This window comes from Epilithonimonas sp. KH_059 (assembly GCF_057838485.1).
Genome location: NZ_CM174468.1, coordinates 1898065 through 1923029, shown reverse-complemented (window position 1 = coordinate 1923029; position 24965 = coordinate 1898065). Strand labels below are relative to the sequence as shown.

At 40.4% G+C, this 24965-nt stretch carries 22 protein-coding genes; 8 read left to right on the top strand and 14 right to left on the bottom strand.

What is annotated here, in order from left to right; all coding sequences use genetic code 11:
* The first annotated feature begins 45 nt into the window (after positions 1–45).
* On the top strand, positions 46–2067 hold the full coding sequence (locus AC3IRX_RS09075; protein WP_489209856.1) for a M3 family metallopeptidase: 2022 nt from the start codon (positions 46–48) through the stop codon (positions 2065–2067).
* A 26-nt stretch (positions 2068–2093) separates the two neighbouring features.
* Here AC3IRX_RS09075 and AC3IRX_RS09070 read toward each other — a convergent pair whose 3' ends face one another.
* Positions 2094–3134 (bottom strand): lysylphosphatidylglycerol synthase transmembrane domain-containing protein, encoded by a 1041-nt coding sequence (locus AC3IRX_RS09070; protein WP_489209854.1) that lies wholly within the window; start codon positions 3132–3134, stop codon positions 2094–2096.
* Positions 3135–3147: 13 nt separating this feature from the next.
* Positions 3148–3498: an aspartate 1-decarboxylase gene (panD, locus tag AC3IRX_RS09065; protein ID WP_489209852.1), complete on the bottom strand. Its 351-nt coding sequence runs from the start codon at positions 3496–3498 to the stop codon at positions 3148–3150.
* Between the two features lie 404 nt (positions 3499–3902).
* Between panD and AC3IRX_RS09060 the strand changes: the two genes are divergently transcribed.
* A complete protein-coding gene (locus AC3IRX_RS09060) occupies positions 3903–4193 on the top strand; it encodes an HU family DNA-binding protein (RefSeq protein ID WP_459084656.1) in 291 nt (96 codons plus the stop codon).
* A 75-nt stretch (positions 4194–4268) separates the two neighbouring features.
* Here the strand turns inward: AC3IRX_RS09060 and pdxH are convergent, their stop codons facing one another.
* Positions 4269–4913, bottom strand: a complete 645-nt coding sequence (gene pdxH / locus AC3IRX_RS09055; protein WP_489209850.1) for a pyridoxamine 5'-phosphate oxidase — start codon at positions 4911–4913, stop codon at positions 4269–4271.
* Between the two features lie 20 nt (positions 4914–4933).
* Here pdxH and AC3IRX_RS09050 point away from each other — a divergent pair, with 20 nt between their 5' ends.
* Positions 4934–5485: a YqgE/AlgH family protein gene (locus AC3IRX_RS09050; protein WP_489209848.1), complete on the top strand. Its 552-nt coding sequence runs from the start codon at positions 4934–4936 to the stop codon at positions 5483–5485.
* Positions 5486–5713: 228 nt separating this feature from the next.
* Here AC3IRX_RS09050 and AC3IRX_RS09045 read toward each other — a convergent pair whose 3' ends face one another.
* The 9 genes from AC3IRX_RS09045 to AC3IRX_RS09005 all read right to left on the bottom strand — a co-directional run bounded on the left by AC3IRX_RS09045 (position 5714) and on the right by AC3IRX_RS09005 (position 16144).
* On the bottom strand, positions 5714–6505 hold the full coding sequence (locus AC3IRX_RS09045; RefSeq protein ID WP_489211483.1) for an aminotransferase class IV: 792 nt from the start codon (positions 6503–6505) through the stop codon (positions 5714–5716).
* Positions 6506–6651: 146 nt separating this feature from the next.
* Entirely contained in the window at positions 6652–7038 is a 387-nt protein-coding gene (locus AC3IRX_RS09040) for an START-like domain-containing protein (RefSeq protein ID WP_459084661.1), read from the bottom strand.
* A 71-nt stretch (positions 7039–7109) separates the two neighbouring features.
* Positions 7110–8300 (bottom strand): aspartate aminotransferase family protein, encoded by a 1191-nt coding sequence (locus tag AC3IRX_RS09035; RefSeq protein WP_489209846.1) that lies wholly within the window; start codon positions 8298–8300, stop codon positions 7110–7112.
* A 76-nt stretch (positions 8301–8376) separates the two neighbouring features.
* Positions 8377–10113: an OstA-like protein gene (locus AC3IRX_RS09030; protein WP_489209844.1), complete on the bottom strand. Its 1737-nt coding sequence runs from the start codon at positions 10111–10113 to the stop codon at positions 8377–8379.
* Positions 10113–10586 (bottom strand): Fur family transcriptional regulator, encoded by a 474-nt coding sequence (locus tag AC3IRX_RS09025; RefSeq protein WP_459084664.1) that lies wholly within the window; start codon positions 10584–10586, stop codon positions 10113–10115. Before AC3IRX_RS09025 ends, AC3IRX_RS09030 begins: the two co-directional genes overlap by 1 nt.
* A 98-nt stretch (positions 10587–10684) precedes the next feature.
* The gene (locus AC3IRX_RS09020) at positions 10685–12670 is read right to left on the bottom strand and encodes a KUP/HAK/KT family potassium transporter (protein WP_489209843.1); all 1986 of its coding nucleotides are present in this window, start codon (positions 12668–12670) and stop codon (positions 10685–10687) included.
* A 94-nt stretch (positions 12671–12764) separates the two neighbouring features.
* On the bottom strand, positions 12765–13748 hold the full coding sequence (locus tag AC3IRX_RS09015) for a pyruvate dehydrogenase complex E1 component subunit beta (protein ID WP_489209841.1): 984 nt from the start codon (positions 13746–13748) through the stop codon (positions 12765–12767).
* Positions 13749–13956: 208 nt separating this feature from the next.
* The gene (locus tag AC3IRX_RS09010) at positions 13957–14376 is read right to left on the bottom strand and encodes a DUF2147 domain-containing protein (protein ID WP_489209839.1); all 420 of its coding nucleotides are present in this window, start codon (positions 14374–14376) and stop codon (positions 13957–13959) included.
* Between the two features lie 142 nt (positions 14377–14518).
* Positions 14519–16144: an ArnT family glycosyltransferase gene (locus AC3IRX_RS09005; protein ID WP_489209837.1), complete on the bottom strand. Its 1626-nt coding sequence runs from the start codon at positions 16142–16144 to the stop codon at positions 14519–14521.
* Positions 16145–16213: 69 nt separating this feature from the next.
* Here AC3IRX_RS09005 and AC3IRX_RS09000 point away from each other — a divergent pair, with 69 nt between their 5' ends.
* From AC3IRX_RS09000 to AC3IRX_RS08980, 5 genes are read left to right on the top strand one after another with little or no spacing between them, the layout of a single operon-like run.
* Entirely contained in the window at positions 16214–17161 is a 948-nt protein-coding gene (locus AC3IRX_RS09000) for a glycosyltransferase family 2 protein (protein WP_489209836.1), read from the top strand.
* Entirely contained in the window at positions 17148–18011 is an 864-nt protein-coding gene (locus tag AC3IRX_RS08995; RefSeq protein WP_489209834.1) for a lysylphosphatidylglycerol synthase transmembrane domain-containing protein, read from the top strand. Before AC3IRX_RS09000 ends, AC3IRX_RS08995 begins: the two co-directional genes overlap by 14 nt.
* Positions 18008–18718, top strand: coding sequence for a CDP-alcohol phosphatidyltransferase family protein (locus AC3IRX_RS08990; protein ID WP_489209832.1), 711 nt, complete (start codon positions 18008–18010; stop codon positions 18716–18718). The genes AC3IRX_RS08995 and AC3IRX_RS08990 overlap by 4 nt, the downstream gene beginning before the upstream one ends.
* A gap of 30 nt (positions 18719–18748) precedes the next feature.
* Positions 18749–19513: an exonuclease domain-containing protein gene (locus tag AC3IRX_RS08985; protein WP_489209830.1), complete on the top strand. Its 765-nt coding sequence runs from the start codon at positions 18749–18751 to the stop codon at positions 19511–19513.
* Between the two features lie 11 nt (positions 19514–19524).
* On the top strand, positions 19525–20130 hold the full coding sequence (locus tag AC3IRX_RS08980) for a fumarylacetoacetate hydrolase family protein (RefSeq protein WP_489209828.1): 606 nt from the start codon (positions 19525–19527) through the stop codon (positions 20128–20130).
* A gap of 92 nt (positions 20131–20222) precedes the next feature.
* On the opposite strand, the gene AC3IRX_RS08975 is transcribed toward AC3IRX_RS08980, so the two are convergent.
* The gene (locus tag AC3IRX_RS08975) at positions 20223–20531 is read right to left on the bottom strand and encodes a DUF3467 domain-containing protein (RefSeq protein ID WP_459084675.1); all 309 of its coding nucleotides are present in this window, start codon (positions 20529–20531) and stop codon (positions 20223–20225) included.
* Between the two features lie 90 nt (positions 20532–20621).
* Positions 20622–24887 (bottom strand): DNA-directed RNA polymerase subunit beta', encoded by a 4266-nt coding sequence (gene rpoC / locus AC3IRX_RS08970; RefSeq protein WP_489209826.1) that lies wholly within the window; start codon positions 24885–24887, stop codon positions 20622–20624.
* Positions 24888–24965 lie beyond the last annotated feature (78 nt).

Genomic DNA, 24965 nt, shown 5'->3' with positions numbered 1-24965 from the left:
TTCCTATCAATATTTTCTTAAATTTGATCCAAATGAATCGAACTTATGACAAATCCTTTACTAGAAGAATTCAAAACCCCATATGAGACCGCACCTTTTGATTTAATTAAAACTAGTGATTTCTTACCTGCTTTTCAAGCCGAGGTAAAAATTGCAGAAAAAGAAATTGATCAAATTGCGCAAAACCCAGAACCTCCTACGTTTTCCAATACCCTCGAGGCGCTTAGCTTCAGTGGGGAAAAACTAGAGGTGATCTCCTCAATCTTTTTTAATTTAAACTCCGCTCAAACCTCTGAAGAACTGCAGAAGACTGCTCAGAGCGTCTCAGTCCTACTCACAGAGTTTTCTGCTAAAATATCACACAACGAAACGTTGTTTAAGCGTATCCAAACTGTCTACAACGCAAAGGAATCGCTTACGCTTGACCCCGAACAAACCACACTCTTGGAAAAGACCTATAAGGACTTTGTTCGCGGGGGAGCGCTCTTATCCCACACAGACAAAAAGAAACTAGAAAGCATCAACAAAGAACTCGGGCAAAAGTCCCTAAAATTTGGGGAAAATCTTTTGGCCTCAACCCATGCGTACTCAAAGAACCTTCAGGAAGCATCTGCGCTTGAAGGCTTGTCGAAAAGTCAAATCGAGCCCTATGCGATTGAAGCGCAGGAACGAGAAGAAACGGGCTATACGATCACCCTGCAGTACCCAAGTTACGTGCCTGCCATGACTTACCTAAAAGACCGGGAGTTAAGAAAAGAACTCTATTTTGCCAACTCGGCCAAATCTTTCGACTTGGGAATTTACGACAACCAAAGTTTAATTAAGGAAATCACTTCCTTACGAGAAGACAAAGCAAAACTCTTAGGGTATGATTCGTTTGCCCAATACGTTCTTGAAGAACGTATGGCGAAAAGCCCAAAAGAAGTTTCAAGCTTTTTGCACGAGCTGCTTACCAAGGCAACGCCGTTTGCTGAAAAGGAAATTGAAATTTTAAAATCGTATGCGAAAGAGGATGGAATTGAGCTTTTGGAAGCGTGGGATCATGCCTATTATGCCGAGAAAAGAAGACAAAAGGAATTGAAAATAAACGAAGAAGAGCTTCGTGATTACTTCCCTTTGCAAAGTTCGCTTGAGGCCGTATTTGATCTGGCTCATCGTCTGTTTGGGCTTAAATTTGAACTCATAAAGGACATTCCGCTCTACCATGCCGATGTTCAAACGTACCTAGTTAGCGAAAACGGAAAAGAAAAAGCAATCCTTTATACCGATTTTCACCCTCGCAAGGAAAAGCGCTCTGGCGCTTGGATGACGAGTTACAAGAGTCAATTTAAAAAGGGAGAGAGAGAGCAAAGGCCACACATTTCTGTGGTTTGCAATTTCACGAAACCTACACAAACGACTCCTAGCTTACTTACCTTTCAAGAACTCACCACTCTTTTCCATGAATTTGGGCATGCGATTCACGGCATTCTGGCCGATACCCATTACCCTAATTTATCGGGAACCTCAGTCAAATGGGACTTTGTAGAACTTCCCTCTCAATTCTTGGAAAACTATTGTTATGAACCGGAATTCCTCCAATCGTTTTCGAAACATTATAAAACAGGGGAGCCACTTCCTTTAGAGCAAATCCAGAAGCTAAGCAAAAGCAAAAGTTTTATGGAAGGCTATCAAACTTTGCGACAAGTAGGATTTGGACTTTTAGACCTTGCCTACCATTCGATTTCGAGTCCCGTAGACGATGTCAAAACATTTGAAACCAATGCAACACTAGGTACAAATCTGTACCCATCGCACGAGAAAACGGCTATGAGCCCTGGATTTGCCCATATTTTCCAAGGCGGATATGCCGCAGGGTACTATTCTTACAAGTGGGCAGAAGTTCTCGAAGCGGACGCCTTTGATCTCTTCAAAGAAAAAGGATTGTTTGACCCAGAAACGGCCGCAAAATACAAGAAACTCCTTTCTGCAGGAGGCTCCATTGACCCGATGGTCTTATACAAACGATTTCGTGGTCGCGAACCTCAAGTGGAAAGTTTACTGAAAAGAGCATTTGGAACGAACTAGAACGAATGTCCAGCAGGAGTAGAATACTATTTTGCTAGAGCTGGACTTTTGCTTCTCGCTTTTGCGAGCAAAGGAATGGAAATGAATCCCATTACTGCCATAATCACGAGTTGTAGGGTATGGGAGATAAACGCATACGCCAATCCAATTTCTGCACCTTTCTCAAAGGAGCCTCCAGCACTTACAAACAAGGCTCCAATACCCAATTTTACGGCGAGGTGAAAAGCTCCAATACCACCACTGGCAGGAACAATCATCCCAAGAGTTCCTATGACGATAATAAAGAGTCCGTCAGCGGGCGAAAACCCTGCCGTTTCTGGTAAAGCAAAACAGACGATGTACGCAGCGAGATAATAGCAAATCCAAATTGCAAGAGAATAAAGAAGAAAGAGTCCCGGTCTTTTCAGGCGAAAAATACTTGTCATACCCTCAACCAGTCCGTCCACGATCCCATACAATTTGCTGAAAAATGCAATTTTTTGCAATTTACTACGAAGACTGAAAAACAAAACCGCTCCAGAAACTAGGATCAAGCCGATAATGAGGATCCAGTAGCCGCTTGAGCTAGATTCTGCTCCTTGCTGGCTAAATGCATAGTTGAAAAACGATTGAATTGCGTCGTATTTTAAGATCAGGGCTAAACACAAGAAAAGCATCATGCAAAGCAGATCGATTACCCGCTCTAGGATAATGGTACCAAAGGACTGGTCCACGGGTACCTTTTCTACTCCGTACAGTGCGGTGGAACGTGCCAGTTCTCCACTTCTAGGCACCGTAAGGTTCATTAAATAGCCAAAGGAAATTGTCCACAAGGCATTGGAATTGGAGATTTTATACCCCATTGGCTCAAGGAGAAGATTCCAACGGATGGCTCGAATCCAATACGCCAACAGTCCAAACACGGCGGCAAACAAAACCCACAAATAATTAGCTTCGGCAAAATACCCTTGAATCGCATGAATATCAAGACCTCGAAAGGCAAGCCAAAGAAAAAAAACAGCGACTGCCACAGAGATACCGATGGTCACTAAGGTTTTTAATAGCGGGGTTTTTCTTTTCGTTTCCAACTCGTCTTCTCGTTTAGGTTAACAAATTGGTCTGTTCGTTTGGAAAAATAATCTTCGGCTGAAAAGTCTTTGCTTCCTCCGGTGTCATTTGCGCATAGGCAATGATGATCACGATATCGTTCTTCTGTACTTTTCTGGCTGCAGGACCGTTGAGACAAATCTCCCCGGAATTCCTTTTTCCTTTGATCACATAGGTATCAAAGCGCTCCCCGTTGTTTACATTTACAATATAGACTCGTTCTCCAACTAGGATACCCGAAGCTTCCAAAAGAGCTTCGTCTATCGTAATACTCCCAATATAATCGAGATCGGAGGCCGTAACCCTCACGCGGTGAATTTTCGATTTAAATAGTTCAATTAACATAGCCGCAAATTTATTAATTTAATTCTAAAAACCTTTTAAAAATAACCAATTGAATACAAGGCAAATAAGAGAAGTTAACATTAACCATCCCGCATTAATTGGCTTCTTTTGTTGTGATTATCACAAGTTTTAGGAAAGATCGCCCCATAGCAAGCCCTATATTTAATAATTCGCAATTCAAATATCCAATCTAAATTAAAATTGAAAACACTGAACAATAGGGTCTTTGGCATAATTTTAGCACCATACAACACGCATTTCGTAGGGAGATTTGAATTATCAAGTTTCAATCTTTACCATGCGAAAAATACAATTTTGATGAAATTTTTCAAAAAAATTTGCACAATATGAAAATTGTATTATATTTGCTCTAGTAACAACTAACTTTAAAACAAAATATCGTTATGAACAAGTCTGAACTAATCGACGCGATGGCAAAAGATGCCGGAATTACAAAAGTGTCTGCGAAAGCAGCCTTAGAATCATTCATGTCTAATGTACAATCTACCCTTAAGAAAAAGGATGGGAAAGTTTCCCTAGTAGGTTTCGGTACATTTTCTGTAGCGGAAAGAGCTGCAAGACAAGGAATCAACCCTGCAACAAAAAAACCAATCAAAATTGCAGCAAAAAAAGTAGCAAAATTCAAAGCAGGAGCGGATTTAGCCACTGCGGTTTCTGGTCAAAAGAAGAAATAATCAATTTCGATTTAAAACAAAGAAGCGAACTCTTTTGGGGTTCGCTTCTTTTTGCTTTAAATCTGTAAGAGGAATTTAGGGGGCTAATCGTTCTTGTACCCAATCGTTATGCTCATCTAGCCGGTAAAGAATACGATCATGCAATCGGTTCGGACGTCCTTGCCAGAATTCCATTTCATACGGTTTTGCTAAATACCCACCCCAATAGCTAGGTCTTTCCACTTGCTTTCCTTCATACTGCTGTTCCAACTTGTGCATTTGGTTCTCCAAGTAATCCCGATCGGGAATAACGGAGCTCTGATTCGATACCAACGTCCCCAATTGACTTCCTTTAGGTCTTTGAGAGAAATAGCCATCACTTTGACTTTCCGCTACTTTTTCTGCCCTTGCACTAATTAGCACTTGCCTTTCCATTGCCGGCCAGAAAAAATGAAGACTTATTTGAGGATGCTCTTCTATGGCGTGGCCTTTCCTACTGTTGTAGTTCGTGTAGAATACAAATCCCTCCCATGTATATTCTTTGAGTAAGACCATTCGAGTCCTAAGGGTCCCATCCGATTCAAGACTCGATACAGCCATAGCATTAGTCTCCGAAAGATTCTCAAGGCTCTGAGCTTCCAAAAACCAAGTTTTGAATTGCTGCATAGGGTTCTTTTCTATTTGAGTCTCCAACAGCTCGGATTTTTTATAATTCTGACGCCAATCGTGTAGATTTTCCATATTATTTTTTACATTTGACTATGAGTTATTCCTACAAAGGTAAAATATTAATTTCCACGCCCGATCTAAGCGGGGATGTTTTTTCCCGATCTTTGGTCCTCTTGCTAGAACATACCTCTGACGGGGCATTTGGCCTAATTTTAAACAAGAAAAAAGACGAGTCGTTTTCCATAACGGATTCCTCAGAGGTTACGAAAAATTCAGTCTGGTACGAAGGGGGTCCTGTGGAACCGGATCGGAAATTCTTTATCATTAAAGGACAAACAGAACAGGAGGACAGTATTTGGATTAACGAGAACTACTATGCCACTGAAAACTGGAAATCCATTATTAAAGGAGTGCTCGATGAAGAAATCGACTTACTTAACATCAAATTCTTCGCAGGGTATTCCGGATGGTTCGCTGGACAACTCGAATCGGAAATTGCTCGCAAAGCATGGACTCCTGTCGATATACCGAATTTAGATTACACCACCAGGTACGACGATAATTTGTGGAAAAAATTGATGCAAAAGCTAGGAGGAGATTACCTTTTGTGGGCCAATGCACCTGAGGACATCTCCATGAATTAACCTCCTAAAATTTAACATTATTTTAGCAATCCTATTGGGACTTTTTAAGAGAAAATATGGCTTACTTTGTAGTACAAAATCAGAGTAAGTATCCGTTTTGAAACTTCTTTGAGAGACTTTTTAAATAAAGTTTAAAAACCCGGCAAATGACTTATTAAATGGTTGTTTGTTGGGTTTGTCAATTAAAGACAAACTCAAAGTATTGCCGTGAAATAAAACGTGAATCCTTTAGTCAAGCATCGATTGTTTCCATTTTTCAATCCACTCTTTAAAACGCACATTTGAAAACTCCTTGTTTCGAATTTTGCCTACGCTGAAAAGTCCTTTTTCTTCTGAAATCATAAGAATTTCTTCTGCTTTCTGACTTTCAAAAGCAACAAGTTCCGCCTGTTCAATTTGAGCGAGATTGTTTTTATGGATAAAGGTTACAAAAGCCTCCATTAAAGGAGAGATATACGCCCCCTCAGTCTGTTTAGGCACCCGAATCACCTCGCCATTCAATAGCAATAGATTGCCTAAAGTAGAGCGTGCAATGCGTTTGTTGGGATTCAACAAAATCACATCGTCCAGGTCATTCTCAAGAGCGTAAATCTGCCCGTAAATGTTTTCACTGGAATGCACACGAATGTTGCTTAAGAGATTTGTATTTACATTAATCTCTTTAATCAGATCCATTTCAAGGGGTTGTTGAAGCGAGATCAGTTCCGGAAGTGGTGAAAAGCCAAACCAGTATTTTACCCCTGCCTTTTCAAGGGCTCCATCAGTCGTTTCACGATAGACCATAAAATGAATAATGCCTTCTTTAGAATCTTCCTTGAGCAATTCGTTTTGAAAGAGTTCTTGGAAAAATTCAAGCGTATAACTTAAAGGAATTCTCATTCGCATTTTTCGCATCGAGGCCATCAGAAAAAAATAACTCTCTTCTGCAAAGACCAGTTTTGAATTTCGAACAAAAAAAGAAACACTTACTGCATCTCCGTATAGAAAAGCACGCGAAGGCGTGGACGAAGAAAGAACCATATCATTCATATCTATCTCAATAAAGCGAACAAAATTAAGCATTTTAAAGAGGTTTACCGAAAAAACAGACCAAAAAAAAATGAACGATTTACTCGTTCATCTCGTTTCTTAATTCCTTAGTTACTCACTGAAGGACAAATATATTTTTAAGCAGCTCCTAATTTAATCTGCAAATTTTCGATTAAGTTTTCCCAATACAAGCGGTTTTCATCCTCGTCTCCTTTCTCGCAAAAATCCGTGATATTCAAAGCCAAATCTTCCGTGATCTCGTCAATGACAATGGTCATCTCGAAATAGTTTTTTGTATCCTCATCTTCTTCCCAACGGAAACGTACGAAACTCTCTGGTTTGTATCTTATTAGTGTGGCCTTCTCCGCAGGACCGCCACCCCAACTAAAATAAAAATCATCCCCTCTTTCAATCACCTCATCTGCAAACCACTCGGAAAGCCCTTCAGCGCTCGCAAGGTATTCGTACAAAATTTCGGAAAGACAGTGCATTGGATATTCATACTGCACTTTCTGCTTGGCCATATTCTATATTTTCTAATGTGCCGCAATATATAAATTAATTTCTTATTTACACAATAGAAAAAAGATGATTTTTATAGGGTTGAATCTGGCGCTTGATCAAGAGCTTGCAGTAAGATCTTACAGCCCTCTCTAATTTCACTTTCTGAAATCGTTAAGGGAGGAGAAATCCTAAGGTACTCATTGCGATACAATTGCCAAAAAACAATAAGCCCAAGTTCCATACAAGTTTTCGCAACACGTAGGGTAAAGTCGGGATCTTGTAAATTGACAGCCAGCATAAGTCCACGTCCGTTTACATTTTTAATTTTTGGATGCACAAGCAGACTTCGAAACAGCGATTCTTTTGAGTCCACTTCCTCCATCAGTCCACTGCTGAGAACTTCGCTTAACGTGGCATGGCATGCCGCCGCAATTAGCGGATTTCCTCCAAAGGTGGTAATGTGTCCAAGTTTCGGAGAATGCGTAAGAGACTTCATGATTTCTTTTGAACTCATAAAGGCCCCAACCGGTACTCCTCCCCCCATTCCTTTGCCCATCGCAAGGATATCTGGGACAATTCCATAATGTTCAAAACTAAAGAGTTTCCCTGTTCGCCCGAATCCAGGCTGGATCTCATCCAGGATCAAAAGGGCACCCACCTCTTCACAGCGCTCTTTCAATTGTTGCAAATACGCTGGGTCTGGCAGCAAAAATCCCGCAGCCCCTTGAATCGTTTCAAGTAAAACACAAGCGGTTTTTTTCGTGATTTTAGCGAGATCTTCAAGACGGTTAAATTCAATAAACTGCACGAGTGGGAGTAAGGGTCTAAACTCTCGTTTGTGATATTCATTCCCAGAAACAGAAAGTGCTCCATGGGTGTTGCCATGATATGAATTTTTGAAAGAAATAATTTCTTCTCTTCCCGTGTAGCGTTTGGCTAGTTTTAAGCTACCTTCTATCGCTTCGGCTCCAGAGTTGACCAAATAGGTCACTTCGAGAGGTTCAGGCGTGGACTGCGCAAGGAGTTCGCACAGTTGAACCGGCATTTGCTGCGCATATTCCCCATACACCATGACATGCAAATATTTATCCGCTTGCGTTTTAATAGCCTGGACAATTTTGGGATGGGAATGTCCTAAAGTATTGGCAGATACACCTGCCACAAAATCAAGGTATTTGTTTTTGTTCGTGTCGTAAATATAGGAACCTTCGGCGCGCTCCACCTCAAAGCCAGAGGCAAATGGAGTGGTCTGCGCTTGGTACTTGAAAAATTCTTTTTGCATGGTGCAAATTTCGGAAATATTGGTCTAAAAACGACTATGAAAATTCTGAAATAAGGATACGGATCAATTAGCAGACTTATTTACGAGTTCGCTTTTCCACCTTGGGTTGGTTTTTCGCATTTTCATCTCTTCGGCGTAGTTGTGCCTGCTCATAGAGAGAATCATCCGATTCGTATTGGATAGTCTCGTAGTTCGGAGAATCCACAAAGATATCTTTCCACGTCTTTAATCGATCTTTTGTGTTCCAATTAAAATCAGGGAAAAACCGTTTCTCCTTTGAGATAAAGGACATGGGATAGGTATCCGATCTCGCTCCTACATTGCAGGAGATCACCTGAACTTGTCTATCGGCGAACAATACTTCAATCGTTCCACACGTAGAAAGCACAACGCCTAGACGTTCCATTTCTTTGGTCTTCTCGTCCTCGGAATCCGCATACGTAATGGCTTGGGCATTGCCTAGCGCTTGGGCCAGTTTCACCTCATTATTTTCGTAATAAACCGTAAGAATCCGTCCTTTAATCTGGTTGAACTCATCTTTTAGATTCAAAGAATCAGCTTTGCTAATGGCAAACCCATTTCCAAGGACTTTTATGGAGTCAATTTCTTCGCTTTGAGTATTGAAATAAGCCTCAATCTTATCTCCCGTCACCTGTTTAGCCCCACTCCATAGGATTGGACTTCCATTTAGATGAAGGACTCCGTCCGTTTCATCAAAAGAGATCGAGTCCGCTCTTGCCTGCGCATTCGACTTAAACATTCGGCCTTTATGGAATGCACGTAAATAACTTTTTTTAATTCCGGTGGAATCTAATTTTTGATAAGCTAAGATTCGATCAGCAGAGAAGTACATAGAATCCTTTTTTAAAATCTTAACCGCGTAAGGGCTTTCCGTAACCATTGCCGAGTCCTTCTTTTCGTAGATCTCTCCATACCCTCCTTTGATATAGCGATTTTCCCGCGGATCGTCCAGCGTTACATTGTCTTTCGCACGTCCAAAACCTGTCAATTGGTTAAAATACATGGTGTCCCCAGTAAGGACCTTTCCATTGTAATGGATTCTCGAATTTTTATTTAAATAAACTTCCTTGCTGTTCATTAAATACCTCCCCTGCTCCGTGTACACATAATTAGAAGGATTTTCCTTATTAATCACTCGGGTAGGTCCAAAAAACTCAGCCGTATTGGTGTTTTGATATTGTTTTATATTGCTTCCCTCTACGGTATACTCAGGATTGTCAATTTTCACATTCCCAGTGAAATCAATGATTTTCGTAGATACATCGTAGGTGGCTGCATTGGTATACATGACACTTTGGTCACTAATAATCGTTCCTCCGGTATTAAAATAGGCCTGGTTAATTCGACGATCGTAATAAAGAGTTTCCGTCTTGATCGTTTGTTTCGGATCCGTCAAAACTACATTCTTTCTTGCGATTCCTCTCTCCGTATTCCCATCGTACTCCATTTCCTTAGCGGTAATCACGGATCCGTCTGCATTCTCAAGACGAACATTTCCAATGGCTTTTACGAAATTTTCGTCCTGATACAGGATGACCTCATCCGCCGTCAGAATAGATCCTTTGTGGGAAAACTTAACATTCCCTGTAAAAAAAGGATTGCCCTCAAATTTCTTTTGGTCCACCTGAAAACGATCCGAATGCACAAGCTGCACATTCTCGGTACTCACCGTTTGCTGCGAAGGTTTGTTAAAAAAAAGGTCTTTCACCAAAGGAGTCTTTGGCTGAGTCGTAATCTGCGCGGAAAAGAACTGGGCACAGATAAGTAAAATAAGAAGGAGGCCTTTTTGCATTATTCTTTTTTCCTGCCGTAGAAATAAAGAGAATGAGAGTCAATGGCAACTCCAAAAGCTTCTTCAATGGCCTCTTTAATCCCCTGAATTCGTGGGTCACAAAACTCGATTATTTCTGCAATTTCGCGGTCAGAATTCTGTTTGTAAATGACAAGATGGTCATGTTGTTTGTCAAAATAAGATTTCTCATAGGAAGAAGACGTTAAGGTCTTCTCTCCAAACTGATGCTTACGTATAAGTCCGGCGTCTAAAAAGATTTCAATGGTATTGTAAATTGTAGCCTTGGACACATGGTACTTTTTCTGCATCATAAGCAAATACAAATCATCCACATTAAAGTGGTGATCCATATTGTAAATCTCCTCTAAGATCGTATAACGTTCCGGCGTATTTCGAAACCCTTTATCTTGAAGATATTGTTTTAAAACTTCTTTGATAACTTGTTTGTTCGAGTCTGTTTGCTTTGCGTCCATTAATAATAATTGTCTACAAATCTATTAAATTAAATTGAGATTAGCTCTAAGGAGCCGGCTTCAAAACCGACTAAAAAGTTTAGACTCTTGTCCCTGTTTTAAAGATTTTTTGAATCGATTTGGCTTATTTTTTTGATTCGTACCATTTGATTCAAAAGTGGCGCAGACTCGACTACGGCGTTGTGTGGAGAGACTCCCCACGCTTTGAAATCATCACTCCCAATGGACTTTACAAAATTATAAATATTGAGAGTAATCTTCTCCTTCACGGTAAGTAGGGTATCGTTGATATAGGTATTATCGATAATCACATACCGTAGATCTGGGGGAATATTATGACTTCGAAGGGAAGGATGCGCACTTCTCGAAGGGATCATGCCCTGTTCCATCAAATCCGCCAGAACACTATCAAAATAATCATTGATACGGCGCTCAATCTTAAACCCTAAATAAAAATTCACACGATAAATGGTTCCGGGAACCACCTCTTCTACCGCATACTTGAATGTAAAGGGATTTTCCTGGTTAATAATATTCAGGAAAAAATAATGGTCTGCTCTTTTCGGCTGCTTGTGAAGGATCGAATAGATGATTTTAGATTCAATTTCATCTGCTCTTTTTGCTCGACTCAGAAAGGCTAAATTGGTTGCGTATTTAGGAATCGTTTCGTCCAACTTCAAATCCTTAATGACAGGGGCATATTCTCCTAGCTTCACAAATTTGATAAACTTATTTTTAATCTGTCTTCCATTGTACCATGCGTACATTCCAACTCCAATTAATCCTCCTAATACAACAGTGAGCCAACCTCCGTCGAAAAACTTAATCACGTTCGCATAGAAGAACCCAAGCTCAATGGAAAGGTAGACTGCAGCAAACAACACAATTAAAATTTTGCTGATTCGATTGCGGCGTAACCAAAATAGCAAAAGACAGGTGGTCATGAGCATCGTGATGGTAATGGTAAGACCATAGGCCGCCTCCATCTTACTGGATTCTTTAAAGAATAGCACAACGACGATACACATCAATAAAAGAGTCCAATTGATCTTTGGAATGTACATTTGGCCTTTCACACCGGAGGGGTACTCAATCTTCTGATTTGGCCAAAAGTTAATGGACATGGCTTCCGAAAACATGGTGAATGAACCTGTAATCACCGCCTGACTTGCAATCACAGCAGCTGCGGTAGCTAAAATAACCCCAGGAAGCACAAGATAAGAAGGCATAATTCCAAAGAAAGGATTCATACTGGAATGAGCCTCATGCAGATTGTCTAAAATCCAAGCACCTTGACCTAGGTAATTTAAGATTAGCATGATTTTTACAAAAACCCAGCTTATTTGAATGTTTTTCTTTCCGCAATGGCCTAAGTCCGAATACAAAGCCTCGGCCCCCGTCGTACATAAGAACACCGCGCCCATAATCACAATCGCACTTGGCGAATGCGTGATGAGTTGATAGGCATAATACGGATTAAATGCTTTTAAAATTTCTATATGATCAAAGAGATGCAGTAGTCCAAACCCGCCGAGTGCTAAGAACCAAACGACCATAATAGGACCGAAAAACTTCCCAATAAGACTCGTTCCAAACTGCTGCATTAAAAAAACGACTAGCAAAATCACACAAGTGATCAGAACTACGGGCGTATTTACATTGTATATTTTAAGACCTTCAACCGCTGACATAATGGTTAACGAGGGTGTAATCACACTGTCTGCTACCAGGGTGGCAGCTCCAATTAAGGCTATTATATAAAGCCAAGGTTTCTTAAGTCTTTTCACAAGGGAATAGAGAGCTAGAATCCCTCCCTCTCCTTTGTTGTCAGCTCTTAGGGCAATGATCACATACTTGATCGTGGTTTGCAGGGTAAGGGTCCAAATAATGCACGAAAGAGCCCCTTCAATGTATTCATCTAAGGGCAAGGCCGAATCGGCAAATTGAAAAGCATTTACAATCGCCTTCATCACGTACAATGGCGAGGTACCAATATCCCCGAACACAATACCCAGTGAGACAATCACCCCTAAAAAGGACAATTTCTTTATATCAAACGATTGACTGGTAGTATTTTGTAACATTTTGAAAAAATTTCGGCAAAGGTAAACTATTTCCGAAGGCAAAAAATATCATTGTATAAATGAAAAAACTCTCTTTCGAGAGTTTTTATCTATTTTATGCTTTAATGTACATTGCTTTTTTAAGCTCTTCTTTTACAGTTTCTAGTTTCGGGAACCATTCGGAGAAAAGAGCTGCGGAGTAAGGCGCAGGTGCGTCAGGAGTCGTGATACGTTTCACGGGAGCATCAAGGTAATCAAACGCTTTCTGTTGTACCATATAGGTAATTTCGGAAGCGACGGAACCAAATGGCCATGCTTCTTCTAAAACAACCAAACGATTGGTTTTCTTTACAGAAGCTAAAATGGTATCGTAGTCAAGTGGACGTACAGTTCGAAGATCGATTACTTCTACTGAAATTCCTTCTTTCGCTAAATCTTCTGCGGCTTGCATGGCAAGTTTCATGATTTTACCAAAAGAAACAAGGGTTACATCCGTTCCTTCTCTTTTTATATCCGCCTTCCCAATAGGCAAGTAGTACTCTTCTTCTGGAACTTCCATTTTGTCTCCATACATCTGTTCTGATTCCATGAAGATCACGGGATCGTTGTCTTGAATGGCCGTTTTCAAAAGTCCCTTTGCATCGTACGGATTCGAAGGCACAACGACTTTAAGTCCTGGACAGTTTGCATACCAGCTTTCAAAAGCCTGAGAGTGGGTTGCTCCTAATTGACCAGCCGAAGCAGTAGGTCCTCTAAAAACGATTGGACAGTTCCACTGACCCCCGCTCATTTGTCTGATTTTTGCAGCATTGTTTATAATTTGATCAATCCCTACCAAAGAGAAGTTGAAGGTCATAAATTCCACAATGGGACGATTTCCGTTCATTGCAGCCCCTACGGAAATACCTGTAAATCCAAGTTCTGCAATCGGCGTATCAATAATTCGTTTTTCTCCGAATTCCTCAAGCATTCCTTTGGAAGCTTTGTAAGCTCCGTTGTATTCTGCCACCTCTTCACCCATTAAGTAAATGGATTCATCCTTACGCATTTCTTCGCTCATTGCCTGCGCAATCACTTCTCTAAAAGTATATTCTGCCATGTCTCGTATTGTTTTTCTGCCGACAAATTTAGTGAATTAAATTATATAAACGGCCAACACGCCTCCATTTTGAATGAGGTTCATCCTTTCATAAGTCCAACCGCACTAGAACCAATAAAAGGAAGCTTTTGGCTGTTCAATTTAAACCCTAAAAAACAAAAATGCGCTCTTAGAAAAGGGCGCATTTTTGTTTAACTAATAAGATCGCTTACTTCACCTTGTGCCAAGTTTGCGTACGTCCGATGAGAGAGAATCCGATATACCCTCTTACGTTCAACTTATCACCGTCTCTTGTAATTGTACATTTGTACGTTTTCCCTGTTTTAGGATCCGTGATTGTACCTCCTGTGAATTCAGAACCTGACTTCTTAAGTCCACGAATAATTTCTAGTCCTTCTAACGGCTTATTTTTACGATCGTCACTGCATTTCACGCAGTTTTCATTTTCAACTTTGGCCAGTAGTTGAGAAATTTTCCCGTAGTACTGCCCGTTGGATTTCTTGTAAATTTCAACGACAGACTTCGCCACACCGGTTTCGTCGTCTATTGTTTTCCATTTCCCCTCAATTTGAGCGAATGATAAAGTGGCAAAAAACAAAGCTATAAAAGCAAAAAACATTTTTTTCATGACAATATTAATAATTTGTTAAGGTTTGTATAAGTTTGATAAAAGTAATTAAAAAAAGTTAAACTCCAACTATTTTCTTATTCACCCCATAAGGTCTTTTCTATCAGAAATGGAATTTCAAAAGATCCATGAATGGATTTCGCTACTGAATCCGTACTAAGTACATTTTTGAAAGTTTTTGAGCCCTCGTTTTGGAGGAAAGAAACTTCATATTTAGTCTTGTAATTCGGTAATCTTTTTCTGTTTTTAGGACTTGGTACGGCCTGTTGAACCCATCTAAAGATTTCTGATCAATGATAAGTAGATCTCCTGTTTTCAATTCTTCGCTTTCGATACGCTTTGTGTTTTGTTTTGTGTAAAAATCAAACGCCCAATATTCACTCCCCTCTAACATAAAAACTTTCTTGGAGTCGAACTCACTTTGATTCACATACTTGGCGAGCGTATAACTCCCTTGGTATTTCGTGAGGACAGGGTAAAACTGACCGTTTAAATACACATTTAGTGCGATAGAAAAAAGCAAAGAGCAATACAGATACTTTTTGAATAGAGGTTGAGCCGAAAAGATTCGAAAGAGCAATAGTGCAAACAGAATGGCTCCTACAATCCATAAAACCGTATTTTCTATCCCCGTAAATTCAATTGAAAGCCATGAAACAAGAAGAATAGAAAAGAAGATAATCACTAACTGAATCGACCAAAGAACTCGAATTCTTTTGTCCTTGGGATTCAAAGAAAGCCGACTTAGATAGGAGGCCGTCAAAATGGCAAGGATAGGAATTAACCCATTTAGGTAATGAGGAAGTTTGAATTTTGAAAAGCTAAAAACGAGCATCACGAGCCAAAACCCACCTAAGGTTAGAAATTCCACTCCTTCTTTCTTTCTGAATTTTTCTTTTATCATTTCTTTGGTCCGTTCAAAAACACCAAAATAAAATGCGAGAGAAAAGGGCAAAAATACCCACAGTAGCGTATGGAAAAAGAAAATATAATCAGAATTATTCGGTGCAAAACCGTCCCCAGTCATGCGAGAAACACTTTGTCCTAATAGGATAAATTCAATTCCTTCTCGACCAAATTGATGGTAGTACGCATAGAGGATGGGGCTTAAGCCAAGAAAAAAAGCTAAGGCAGCTAAAATCAATTTAGGCGTAAAAAACCGTCTCCATTCTCTGCTATAGAGAAGGTAGGCGAACACACAGAAGGAAATGATGACTAGGGTCATTAGACCTTTGGATGAGAAAGCAATGGCGGCTCCAAATCCCGCCAAAAGATAACCGCTCAGAGTCTGGGATCGGAGGGCTACTACAAACTGCCAAATGGAAAAGACGACAAAACCGGTGAGTACTGCATCGGTACGCACATCGTGAGCAGAGAGAATAATACCCTGCGCAGAGAGAAAAATCAACGCGGCCCAGTGTCCTACTTGAGGGGAACTATACAGGAGTTCTGCTAATTTCTTAGTTGAATAGGCCCCTAGGACCAAACAGAGCAAGGCAGGAATTCGATACGCTATTTCACTAATTCCAAAAAGCTTCATGGAAGCTGCTGCCAGCCAAAAATGCATGTGCGGTTTGTCCAAGTAAGGAAGCTCTCCTTTGTAGATATTTAGGTAGTCTCCATTAAGTACCATTTTCATAGCCATAGAGGCATGCTGCGCGGAATCGTTTTGCATCAAGGGCACAAATAGACCCAAAATATACACCAGTGCAAATCCCAAATAGAGAATCGTAAGTTGAGCTTGGCTTAGTTGAACGTTTGAATTCATAGAACTACTAGTTTTTTAGTATTTTTGTGCTTCTTTAGACCTACAAATTTAATCAATCAAAATCAAACCATGAATCCAGCGCTACTATACTCACTCGTTATTCCCATGTACAACGAAAAGGGCAATGCAGGTCTACTTATAGACAAAATTAGAGAAGCGATGGGTGCTTATCGTTACGAACTCATTCTAATTGATGATTTCTCTACCGACCAGACCGTGAAAGAAATTAAGGACAAGAAGGATCCAAACGTAGTTTTAATTGAACTCAGAAAGAATTATGGCCAAAGTTCTGCAATGATGGCCGGATTCGATTTCGCCTCTGGAGATTACATCATTACGCTTGACGGAGATTTACAAAACGACCCAAGCGATATACCCGCTATGATTGAGCTCTTAGAAAGTGGGGATTATGACCTAGTGGTCGGGAAAAGACAAAAGAGAAAGGATTCTTCAGTGCGCACAATTCCCTCCAAAATCGCGAATTTCATTATCAAGAATACAACGAAACTGGCCATTTCAGACCAAGGATGTGCTCTAAAAGTTTTTACAAAAGAAACCGCAAAAGAATTAAACCTATACGGTGAAAACCATCGTTTTATTAGTTTGATGGCGCACCTAAACGGAGCAAAAATAGCGGAAATGCCGGTGAAACATCACCCGCGAATTCATGGCGAATCGAAATACGGAATGAATCGTACGTTCAAGGTCATTAACGATCTACTTCTCGTGCTTTTCAATCAAAAATACCTATCCAAACCAATCTATCTATTTGGAAACATTGGACTTCTTGCCTTTACTCTGGGAATGCTCATCAACCTTTATCTTGTAATTCTTAAAATTCTCGGCAATGAAATCGGGACAAGGCCTTTGCTTATTTTAGGAGTTTTATTGGTGTTTATTGGGATCCAGTTTTTCACCACAGGAATCGTGGTGGATATGCTAATGAAGACCTACTATGAGTCGCAAAGAAAACGTCCTTTTAACATTCGCAAAATCACACAGTTTGAGGGCCATTAAAATCAACAAGAAGGTAAGTACGGCCTTAAAGCTGATAATAAGCCTCGGTCTACTCTTTTTAGTACTCAGAAAAATTCCACTTCACGAGCTACTTTCCTTGTGGACACAAATTGAATATGAGTACCTTTTCTTAGGCGCACTTTTGTTTTTAGCTTCTCAAATTTTATCCGCCAAACGACTCGATTATTACTTTAAAGCCCATGGCTTTTCCCTTTCTTTCAGAAGCAACCTCGAGCTCTATTTCCTCGGCATGTTCTATAATTTTTTCATCCCGGGTGGAATCGGTGGCGATGCCTATAAGGTTTATCTTTTAAATAAAAAGTTCCAATGGAATTTGAAAAAACTCACCTTTAGCGTGTTAAACGATCGCATTAGTGGACTCGTCGCACTTCTAGGACTTGGTATTTTCATTGCCCTACTGCTCTTCAATTCGTATTGGGTCTTCCTCTTCTTACTGCTAATGGTAGGGCTTTTGGTTTACTATTTTATTTTAAAACAGTTCTTCCCTGCCTTTCAAACTCTCTTTGCAAAAGGACTTCTTTTTTCACTTGGCATCCAAACCTTGCAGGCAATTAGTTTCGTTCTACTGCTTAAGTGTCTGGGAGTCACTACAAACTTTTTACCCTATGCGCTCCTATTTTTAGCGAGCTCTGTCCTTAGTCTGATTTCGTTTGCAGGAATTGGAATTCGTGAGATGCTCTTTTTAAAGGCTTCCACTTATTTTCATTTGGATGCGACACAAAGTGTCTCGGCCTCTTTATTATTTACTGTGGTCACCGCTTTTTTTGCTTTAATTGGAATCGTTTTTCAGCTAAGAAGCTTAAATTTGAAAACCAACTCATCACTATGAATTTCCTCAAAAATAATTTAGCCAATGGCTTCACTTTAGCCAATCTTTTCTCAGGTTGTATTGGAATTGTGCACTTGTTTCAAGGTCAGTACGAGATTACAGCAATCTGCATCTTGTTTTCTTTGCTATTTGATTTTTTCGATGGCTTTGTCGCAAGGCTTCTAAAGGCAAATTCCGAATTAGGAGTACAACTTGATTCCCTTGCAGACATGGTAAGCTTTGGCTTTTTACCTGGGGTTGCGATGTATAAATTGTTGGAAGGATATACCCTTACGCTAGGAAGTGACTTTGTTTTTGAGCTTTCCTATTTAGGGTTTTTCATCACCTTAATGTCCTGTCTACGGCTTGCGATTTTTAATTTGGACGATTCCCAAAGCTATCATTTCGTAGGCTTAAACACCCCGACAAATACCCTCTTGATATTTGGACTTTACTATACCTTGCAAACTCAGAATTCTTTTCTGGATGCGCTGAACACGCCTTGGATCTTGGTAGGACTAACCGCCCTTAGTTCCTATTTGCTTGTTAGCCCTATCAAAATGTTTGCTTTAAAATTTAAATCATTTACTCTAGCGGACAATCTCCCTAAACTACTACTGCTATTGGGAAGCATTGTCTTACTTCTACTTTTTAAGACCATAGGAATTCCACTGATTGTGGTTTACTATATTGTCTTATCGCTAGCCTTTCAGAAAACCATGAACTAGGTACTGCCTATTCCAATTAAAAAACAATTTATGAATCTAAAACTCCATAAACCTCTATGCATCTTTGATCTAGAAACCACCGGAATCAACATTAGTAAAGACCGGATTGTCGAAATCTGCATCTTAAAAGTGAATCCGGATGGGTCCAGAGAATCAAAAACCTGGCTTGTCAACCCTCAAATGCCAATTCCAAAAGAAGCCACCGAAGTGCATGGCATCTCAGACGAAAGGGTAAAGGATTCACCGACATTCAAAGAACTTGCCCCAGCCATTGCAGAGATGATCTCTGGCTGCGATCTTGGAGGTTTTAATTCGAATCGTTTTGATGTTCCCCTACTAATGGAGGAGCTTCTCCGGTGCGAAATGGATGTAGATTTGACCAAAATGAGACTCGTGGATGCCCAAACTATTTTCCATAAGATGGAACCACGCAATCTAGCGGCCGCCTATAAATTTTACTGTGGGAAAACCTTAGAAAACGCACACTCGGCAGAAGCGGATACGCTTGCGACTTTTGAAATTTTAGACGCCCAAGTCGCAAAATACGATGAGCTTTCTAATGAAATCGCAGCCATAAGCGAATTCTCATCCTATCATAAGTTTGCAGACTTGGCGGGATTTATTGCATACGACAAGGATGAACAAGAGATCTTTACCTTTGGTAAATACAAAGGACAGCGCGTAAAAGAAGTATTCCAGAGGGATATTGGGTATTACGGTTGGATCCAAAATGCGGATTTTCCACTTTACACAAAAAAGACTTTAACCGCAATTCAATTAAAAGCTAAATTCTAAAACCAATTCAAATGAAAATAATCTGTGTTGGAAGAAATTACAAAAACCACGCAAAAGAGCTTGGAAATGAAGTGCCTACGCAGCCTGTCTTATTCCTTAAACCAGACACTGCACTCTTAAAAGGGAATGAATTTTACATTCCGGAGTTCACAAAGGATCTTCACTACGAACTAGAAGTGGTTGTAAAAATTTCAAAAGTGGGTAAATACATTCAAAAGGAGAATGCACATAAACACTATGAAGAAATTGGACTTGGAATTGATTTTACGGCCAGAGACCTTCAAAGTGAATTAAAAGCCAAAGGACTGCCCTGGGAAATCTCCAAAGGTTTCGACGGTTCGGCGGTGGTCAGCTCCTTCTTTAAAAAAGAAAACTTCGCACTATCTGATTTAAATTTTTCACTTCAGAAAAACGGACAGCAAGTTCAAAAGGGAAATACAAGCTCGATGCTTTTTGAAGTAGATGAACTGATCGCATACGCCTCAAAGTATTTCACTTTACGCGTCGGAGATTTACTCTTTACAGGTACGCCAGAGGGCGTGGGTCCTGTAATCGAAAACGATTGTTTAGAAGGATTTCTTGAATCCGAAAAGCTTTTGGATTTAAGAATATCCTAAGAAGCGACCGCTACTTTTCTTCGCCATTTTAAAAATAAAATGCCTGCAAATAGTTTGCAGGCATTCTAAGTATTCGGATAAGAGAAAGTCTCTTATGCTTGTACGTTGTTGTTTTGTCCAACTACGAAAGGCTCTACTTCTTTGATCTCACCGTATTGTTGTTCGTAGCTAGTGATATTCTGTTGCAAAGCAGCAAGAACTCTTTTTGCATGCAAAGGAGCAAGAATTACTCTTGATCTTACGTTTGCTTGTTGAACTCCTGGCATTAATTGAATAAAATCAAGAACAAACTCCGATGGAGAATGGTTTACAAGCGCTAGGTTACAATATACACCTTGTGCTACCATCTCGTTCAGTTGAATGTTTACATTTCCGTCTTGTGGATTTTGATTGTTGTCCATTTTCTATTTTTTGTTAAGTTTAAATTTCAAAGTTTCAGGTTTACAAAGTTAACATTTAACCCGAAACCTGAAACCTGAAACTTATTAAATTTAATTTAAATCTTCGAATTCTTTCTTAGAACCGACAATCACATTTTGATACTCTTTAAGTCCGGTACCTGCAGGGATTCTATGCCCTACAATTACGTTTTCTTTAAGACCATTTAATGCGTCGACCTTACCAGAAACTGCCGCTTCGTTAAGTACTTTGGTCGTTTCCTGGAAGGAAGCTGCCGACATGAAGGATTTCGTTTGCAATGCCGCTCTCGTAATCCCCTGAAGAACAGGAGTTGCGGTCGCAGGAAGTGCTTCTCTCACTTCAACAAGTCCAAGATCTTCACGTTTTAGTTTCGAATTCTCGTCTCTTAATTCTCTTGCGGTAATCATCTGACCTGGCTTAAATTCTTTTGAATCTCCTGCTTCCGTCACGACTTTCATACCAAAGATACGGTTGTTCTCTTCTAAGAAATCAAATTTATGTTCTAAAGCACCTTCTAGGAATTGAGTGTCTCCACCATCCACGATCGATACTTTGGTCATCATTTGTCTCACGATAATCTCGAAATGTTTGTCGTCGATCTTCACCCCTTGCAGACGATATACTTCTTGAATTTCATTCACTAAGTACTCTTGAACTGCGGTTGGGCCTTTGATCTTAAGGATATCGTCTGGTGTCACCGATCCGTCGGAAAGTGGTGAACCTGCACGTACAAAGTCATTCTCCTGCACCAAGATCTGGTTGGAAAGTTTCACTAAGTAAATTCTACGTTCTCCTGTTTTCGCTTCCACGATCAGTTCTCGGTTCCCTCTTTTGATCTTACCATAAGAAACAACCCCGTCGATTTCCGTTACTACGGCTGGATTCGATGGATTTCTTGCTTCAAATAGTTCGGTCACCCTTGGTAAACCACCGGTAATATCCCCAGATTTCGCTGATTTTCTAGGAATCTTGATTAAGACTTTACCCGCTTTAATCTTCTCACCGTCGTTCACCATAAGGTGGGCTCCTGCAGGAAGGTTATACGCTTTAAGTTCTTCTCCTTTCGTATCTACTACTCGAAGGGTTGGTACTGCCTTTTTATTTCTCGATTCTGAAATTACTTTTTCTTCGAATCCGGTTTGTTCGTCAATTTCAAGTTGGAATGAAATACCTTGAATAATATCTTCATACTCTACTTTCCCTGCAGATTCTGCAATGATTACCGCATTATACGGATCCCACTTGGCTAGAACATCTCCTTTTTTCACTTTCGCACCTGGCGTTACCGTTAAAGAAGCACCGTAAGGAAGGTTCGCGACCATTAATGGCGTACGAACCGCACTGTCAGCAACCAAACGCAGTTCCGTAGAACGCGATACCACCACTTCGTGCTTTTCTCCAAATTCATTTTCAGAAGTAACTGTTCTTACTTCGTCCATTTCTACGATACCGTCTCTTTTCGCAACGATGGAAGGATTTTCGGACACGTTCCCTGCAGTTCCCCCCTGGTGGAAAGTTCTTAAGGTCAACTGTGTACCCGGTTCCCCAATGGATTGTGCTGCGATAACTCCCACGGCTTCTCCCATATGAATGGCTTTACCAGTGGCAAGATTTCGTCCGTAACATTTCGCACAGATTCCTCTTTTTGCTTCACAAGTTAATGGAGAACGTACCTCAACGGCATCGATCCCTGCGGCTTCGATTCCTTTTGCGATCGGTTCAGTAATAATTTCATCCGCATTGGCAATCAGTTCGTCTGTTTCTGGATGGTAAACATCGTGTAGAGATACTCTACCTAAAACACGCTCTGAAATACGTTCTACGATCTCGTCGTTCTTTTTCAATGCAGAAACTTCTGTTCCTCTTAATGTACCACAATCAACCTCAGTAACAATTACGTCCTGCGCAACGTCCACTAGTCTTCTTGTTAAGTACCCAGCATCCGCCGTTTTTAGTGCGGTATCCGCAAGACCCTTACGAGCCCCGTGAGTAGAGATAAAGTATTCTAGAATCGAAAGTCCTTCTTTAAAGTTGGCTACAATCGGGTTTTCAATAATTTCCGCTCCTGTAGATCCTGCTTTTTGAGGTTTCGCCATAAGTCCTCTCATTCCTGAAAGCTGACGAATCTGTTCTTTCGATCCCCTCGCACCGGAGTCAAGCATCATGTACACGGAATTGAATCCGCCTTGATCGCTCTTCATTCGGCTCATGATCATTTCTGTAAGTCCCGCATTTGTATTGGTCCATACGTCAATCACCTGGTTGTAACGTTCTGTATCCGTAATAAGACCCATGTTATAGTTGGCCTTAATTTCATCCACGTTCTCCACGGCTTGCGCAATCATGGTTTTCTTTTCCTCTGGAATTACGATATCTCCAAGGGAGAAGGACAGACCTCCTTTAAATGCATTCGCATATCCAAGGTCTTTCATATCGTCAAGGAATTGAACAGTGGTTGGGAAATCGGTTTCATCAAGAATACGACCAATTACGTTTCTTAAAGATTTCTTCGTTAAAAGTTCATTCACAAAACCAACTTCTTTTGGCACAATTTGGTTAAACAAAATACGACCTACGGTAGTTTCTGTTAAACGAGCCACGAGTTGATCTTCTTCTTTCACCGGCACACGACATCTTACTTTCGCATTTAACGAAACTTTTCCTTCGTTGTAGGCAATTTCTGCCTCTTCCGAAGAATAGAAAGCAAGACCTTCACCTTTTACAGGCTTCTCTTTTGTGGAAGCTAGTTCTTTGGTCATGAAATAGAGACCAAGAACCATGTCCTGAGACGGTACTGTAATTGGAGAACCGTTTGCTGGATTCAGAATGTTCTGAGACCCAAGCATAAGAAGTTGAGCTTCTAAAATAGCTTCCGGTCCAAGAGGTAAGTGAACCGCCATCTGGTCCCCGTCAAAGTCGGCGTTGAAGGCCGTCGTTACTAGCGGGTGCAATTGAATGGCTTTCCCCTCAATCATCTTAGGTTGGAAGGCTTGAATACCTAAACGGTGAAGAGTCGGTGCACGGTTAAGTAGCACAGGGTGACCTTTCATTACGTTTTCAAGTATATCATATACCACTGGCTCTTTACGATCAATGATACGTTTTGCAGATTTTACTGTTTTTACAATCCCTCTCTCAATTAGTTTTCTAATGATAAACGGTTTGTAAAGTTCGGCTGCCATGTCTTTCGGAAGTCCACATTCGTGCAGTTGCAGATTTGGACCTACGACGATTACAGAACGAGCAGAATAATCCACCCTTTTTCCTAAAAGGTTTTGACGGAAACGTCCTTGTTTTCCTTTTAAGGAATCAGATAAGGATTTTAAAGGTCTGTTAGACTCTGATTTTACCGCCGAAGATTTTCTTGTGTTATCGAATAAAGAATCCACTGCTTCTTGCAGCATTCTTTTTTCGTTTCTTAAGATTACTTCTGGTGCTTTAATTTCTAGAAGTCTTTTTAGACGGTTATTTCTAATAATAACTCTTCTATAAAGATCGTTTAAGTCGGAAGTCGCAAAACGCCCTCCGTCTAGTGGCACTAAAGGTCTTAATTCTGGTGGAATCACAGGAAGCACTCTCATGATCATCCATTCTGGACGGTTGATCATTCTTGTATTCGCACCTCTTAAAGCTTCGACTACGTTTAGTCTCTTTAAAGCCTCGGTACGCCTTTGTTTAGAACCTTCGTTGTGAGCTTTGTGTCTCAAATCAAAAGACAAAGCATCCAGATCAATTCTTCTTAGAAGTTCCTCAACAGCCTCTGCACCCATTTTCGCAATAAACTTATTAGGGTCCGCGTCGTCTAGGTAATTGTTATCTGGAGGTAGGGTCTCTAAGATATCAAGATATTCTTCTTCTGTTAAGAATTGCTTGTCTTCGAAATCAGATCCATCCGCGTTCTTAGCAATCCCTTGTTGTATTACCACATAACGTTCGTAGTAAATAATCATGTCTAATTTCTTAGACGGAAGTCCAAGAAGGTATCCAATTTTATTTGGAAGGGAACGGAAATACCAGATATGCGCTACAGGAACCACTAAATTAATATGGCCAATTCGCTCTCTACGTACTTTTTTCTCCGTCACTTCAACCCCGCATCGGTCACAAACAATTCCTTTGTAACGGATACGTTTGTATTTACCACATGCACATTCGTAGTCCTTGATAGGACCAAAGATCTTTTCACAGAAAAGTCCATCACGTTCTGGCTTATGCGTCCGGTAATTGATCGTTTCTGGCTTTAAAATCTCACCTCTTGATTCTTGGAGGATCGATTCGGGTGAAGCCAGACCGATTGTGATTTTGGTAAATCTACTTGATTTATTTTTATTTGACATTTGTTCGATTTTAGATTTTAGATTTTAATTTTTGACTATTCTCTTCTGACTTTTCTATCCGAAAAATCGGTCGTAGTT

Excerpts from the sequence above, each read along its gene's own strand:
- AC3IRX_RS08985 (WP_489209830.1), top strand. The coding sequence starts at position 18,749 with ATGAATCTAAAACTCCATAAACCTCTATGCATCTTTGATCTAGAAACC.
- AC3IRX_RS09045 (WP_489211483.1), bottom strand. The coding sequence starts at position 6,505 with ATGGTTCTTTCTTCGTCCACGCCTTCGCGTGCTTTTCTATACGGAGAT.
- AC3IRX_RS08990 (WP_489209832.1), top strand. The coding sequence starts at position 18,008 with ATGAATTTCCTCAAAAATAATTTAGCCAATGGCTTCACTTTAGCCAAT.
- AC3IRX_RS09025 (WP_459084664.1), bottom strand. The coding sequence starts at position 10,586 with ATGGACGCAAAGCAAACAGACTCGAACAAACAAGTTATCAAAGAAGTT.
- AC3IRX_RS09060 (WP_459084656.1), top strand. The coding sequence starts at position 3,903 with ATGAACAAGTCTGAACTAATCGACGCGATGGCAAAAGATGCCGGAATT.
- AC3IRX_RS08975 (WP_459084675.1), bottom strand. The coding sequence starts at position 20,531 with ATGGACAACAATCAAAATCCACAAGACGGAAATGTAAACATTCAACTG.
- rpoC (WP_489209826.1), bottom strand. The coding sequence starts at position 24,887 with ATGTCAAATAAAAATAAATCAAGTAGATTTACCAAAATCACAATCGGT.
- pdxH (WP_489209850.1), bottom strand. The coding sequence starts at position 4,913 with ATGGAAAATCTACACGATTGGCGTCAGAATTATAAAAAATCCGAGCTG.
- AC3IRX_RS09005 (WP_489209837.1), bottom strand. The coding sequence starts at position 16,144 with ATGAATTCAAACGTTCAACTAAGCCAAGCTCAACTTACGATTCTCTAT.
- AC3IRX_RS08980 (WP_489209828.1), top strand. The coding sequence starts at position 19,525 with ATGAAAATAATCTGTGTTGGAAGAAATTACAAAAACCACGCAAAAGAG.
- AC3IRX_RS09015 (WP_489209841.1), bottom strand. The coding sequence starts at position 13,748 with ATGGCAGAATATACTTTTAGAGAAGTGATTGCGCAGGCAATGAGCGAA.
- AC3IRX_RS09010 (WP_489209839.1), bottom strand. The coding sequence starts at position 14,376 with ATGAAAAAAATGTTTTTTGCTTTTATAGCTTTGTTTTTTGCCACTTTA.
- AC3IRX_RS09050 (WP_489209848.1), top strand. The coding sequence starts at position 4,934 with ATGAGTTATTCCTACAAAGGTAAAATATTAATTTCCACGCCCGATCTA.
- AC3IRX_RS09040 (WP_459084661.1), bottom strand. The coding sequence starts at position 7,038 with ATGGCCAAGCAGAAAGTGCAGTATGAATATCCAATGCACTGTCTTTCC.
- AC3IRX_RS09035 (WP_489209846.1), bottom strand. The coding sequence starts at position 8,300 with ATGCAAAAAGAATTTTTCAAGTACCAAGCGCAGACCACTCCATTTGCC.
- panD (WP_489209852.1), bottom strand. The coding sequence starts at position 3,498 with ATGTTAATTGAACTATTTAAATCGAAAATTCACCGCGTGAGGGTTACG.
- AC3IRX_RS09030 (WP_489209844.1), bottom strand. The coding sequence starts at position 10,113 with ATGCAAAAAGGCCTCCTTCTTATTTTACTTATCTGTGCCCAGTTCTTT.
- AC3IRX_RS09075 (WP_489209856.1), top strand. The coding sequence starts at position 46 with ATGACAAATCCTTTACTAGAAGAATTCAAAACCCCATATGAGACCGCA.
- AC3IRX_RS09000 (WP_489209836.1), top strand. The coding sequence starts at position 16,214 with ATGAATCCAGCGCTACTATACTCACTCGTTATTCCCATGTACAACGAA.
- AC3IRX_RS09020 (WP_489209843.1), bottom strand. The coding sequence starts at position 12,670 with ATGTTACAAAATACTACCAGTCAATCGTTTGATATAAAGAAATTGTCC.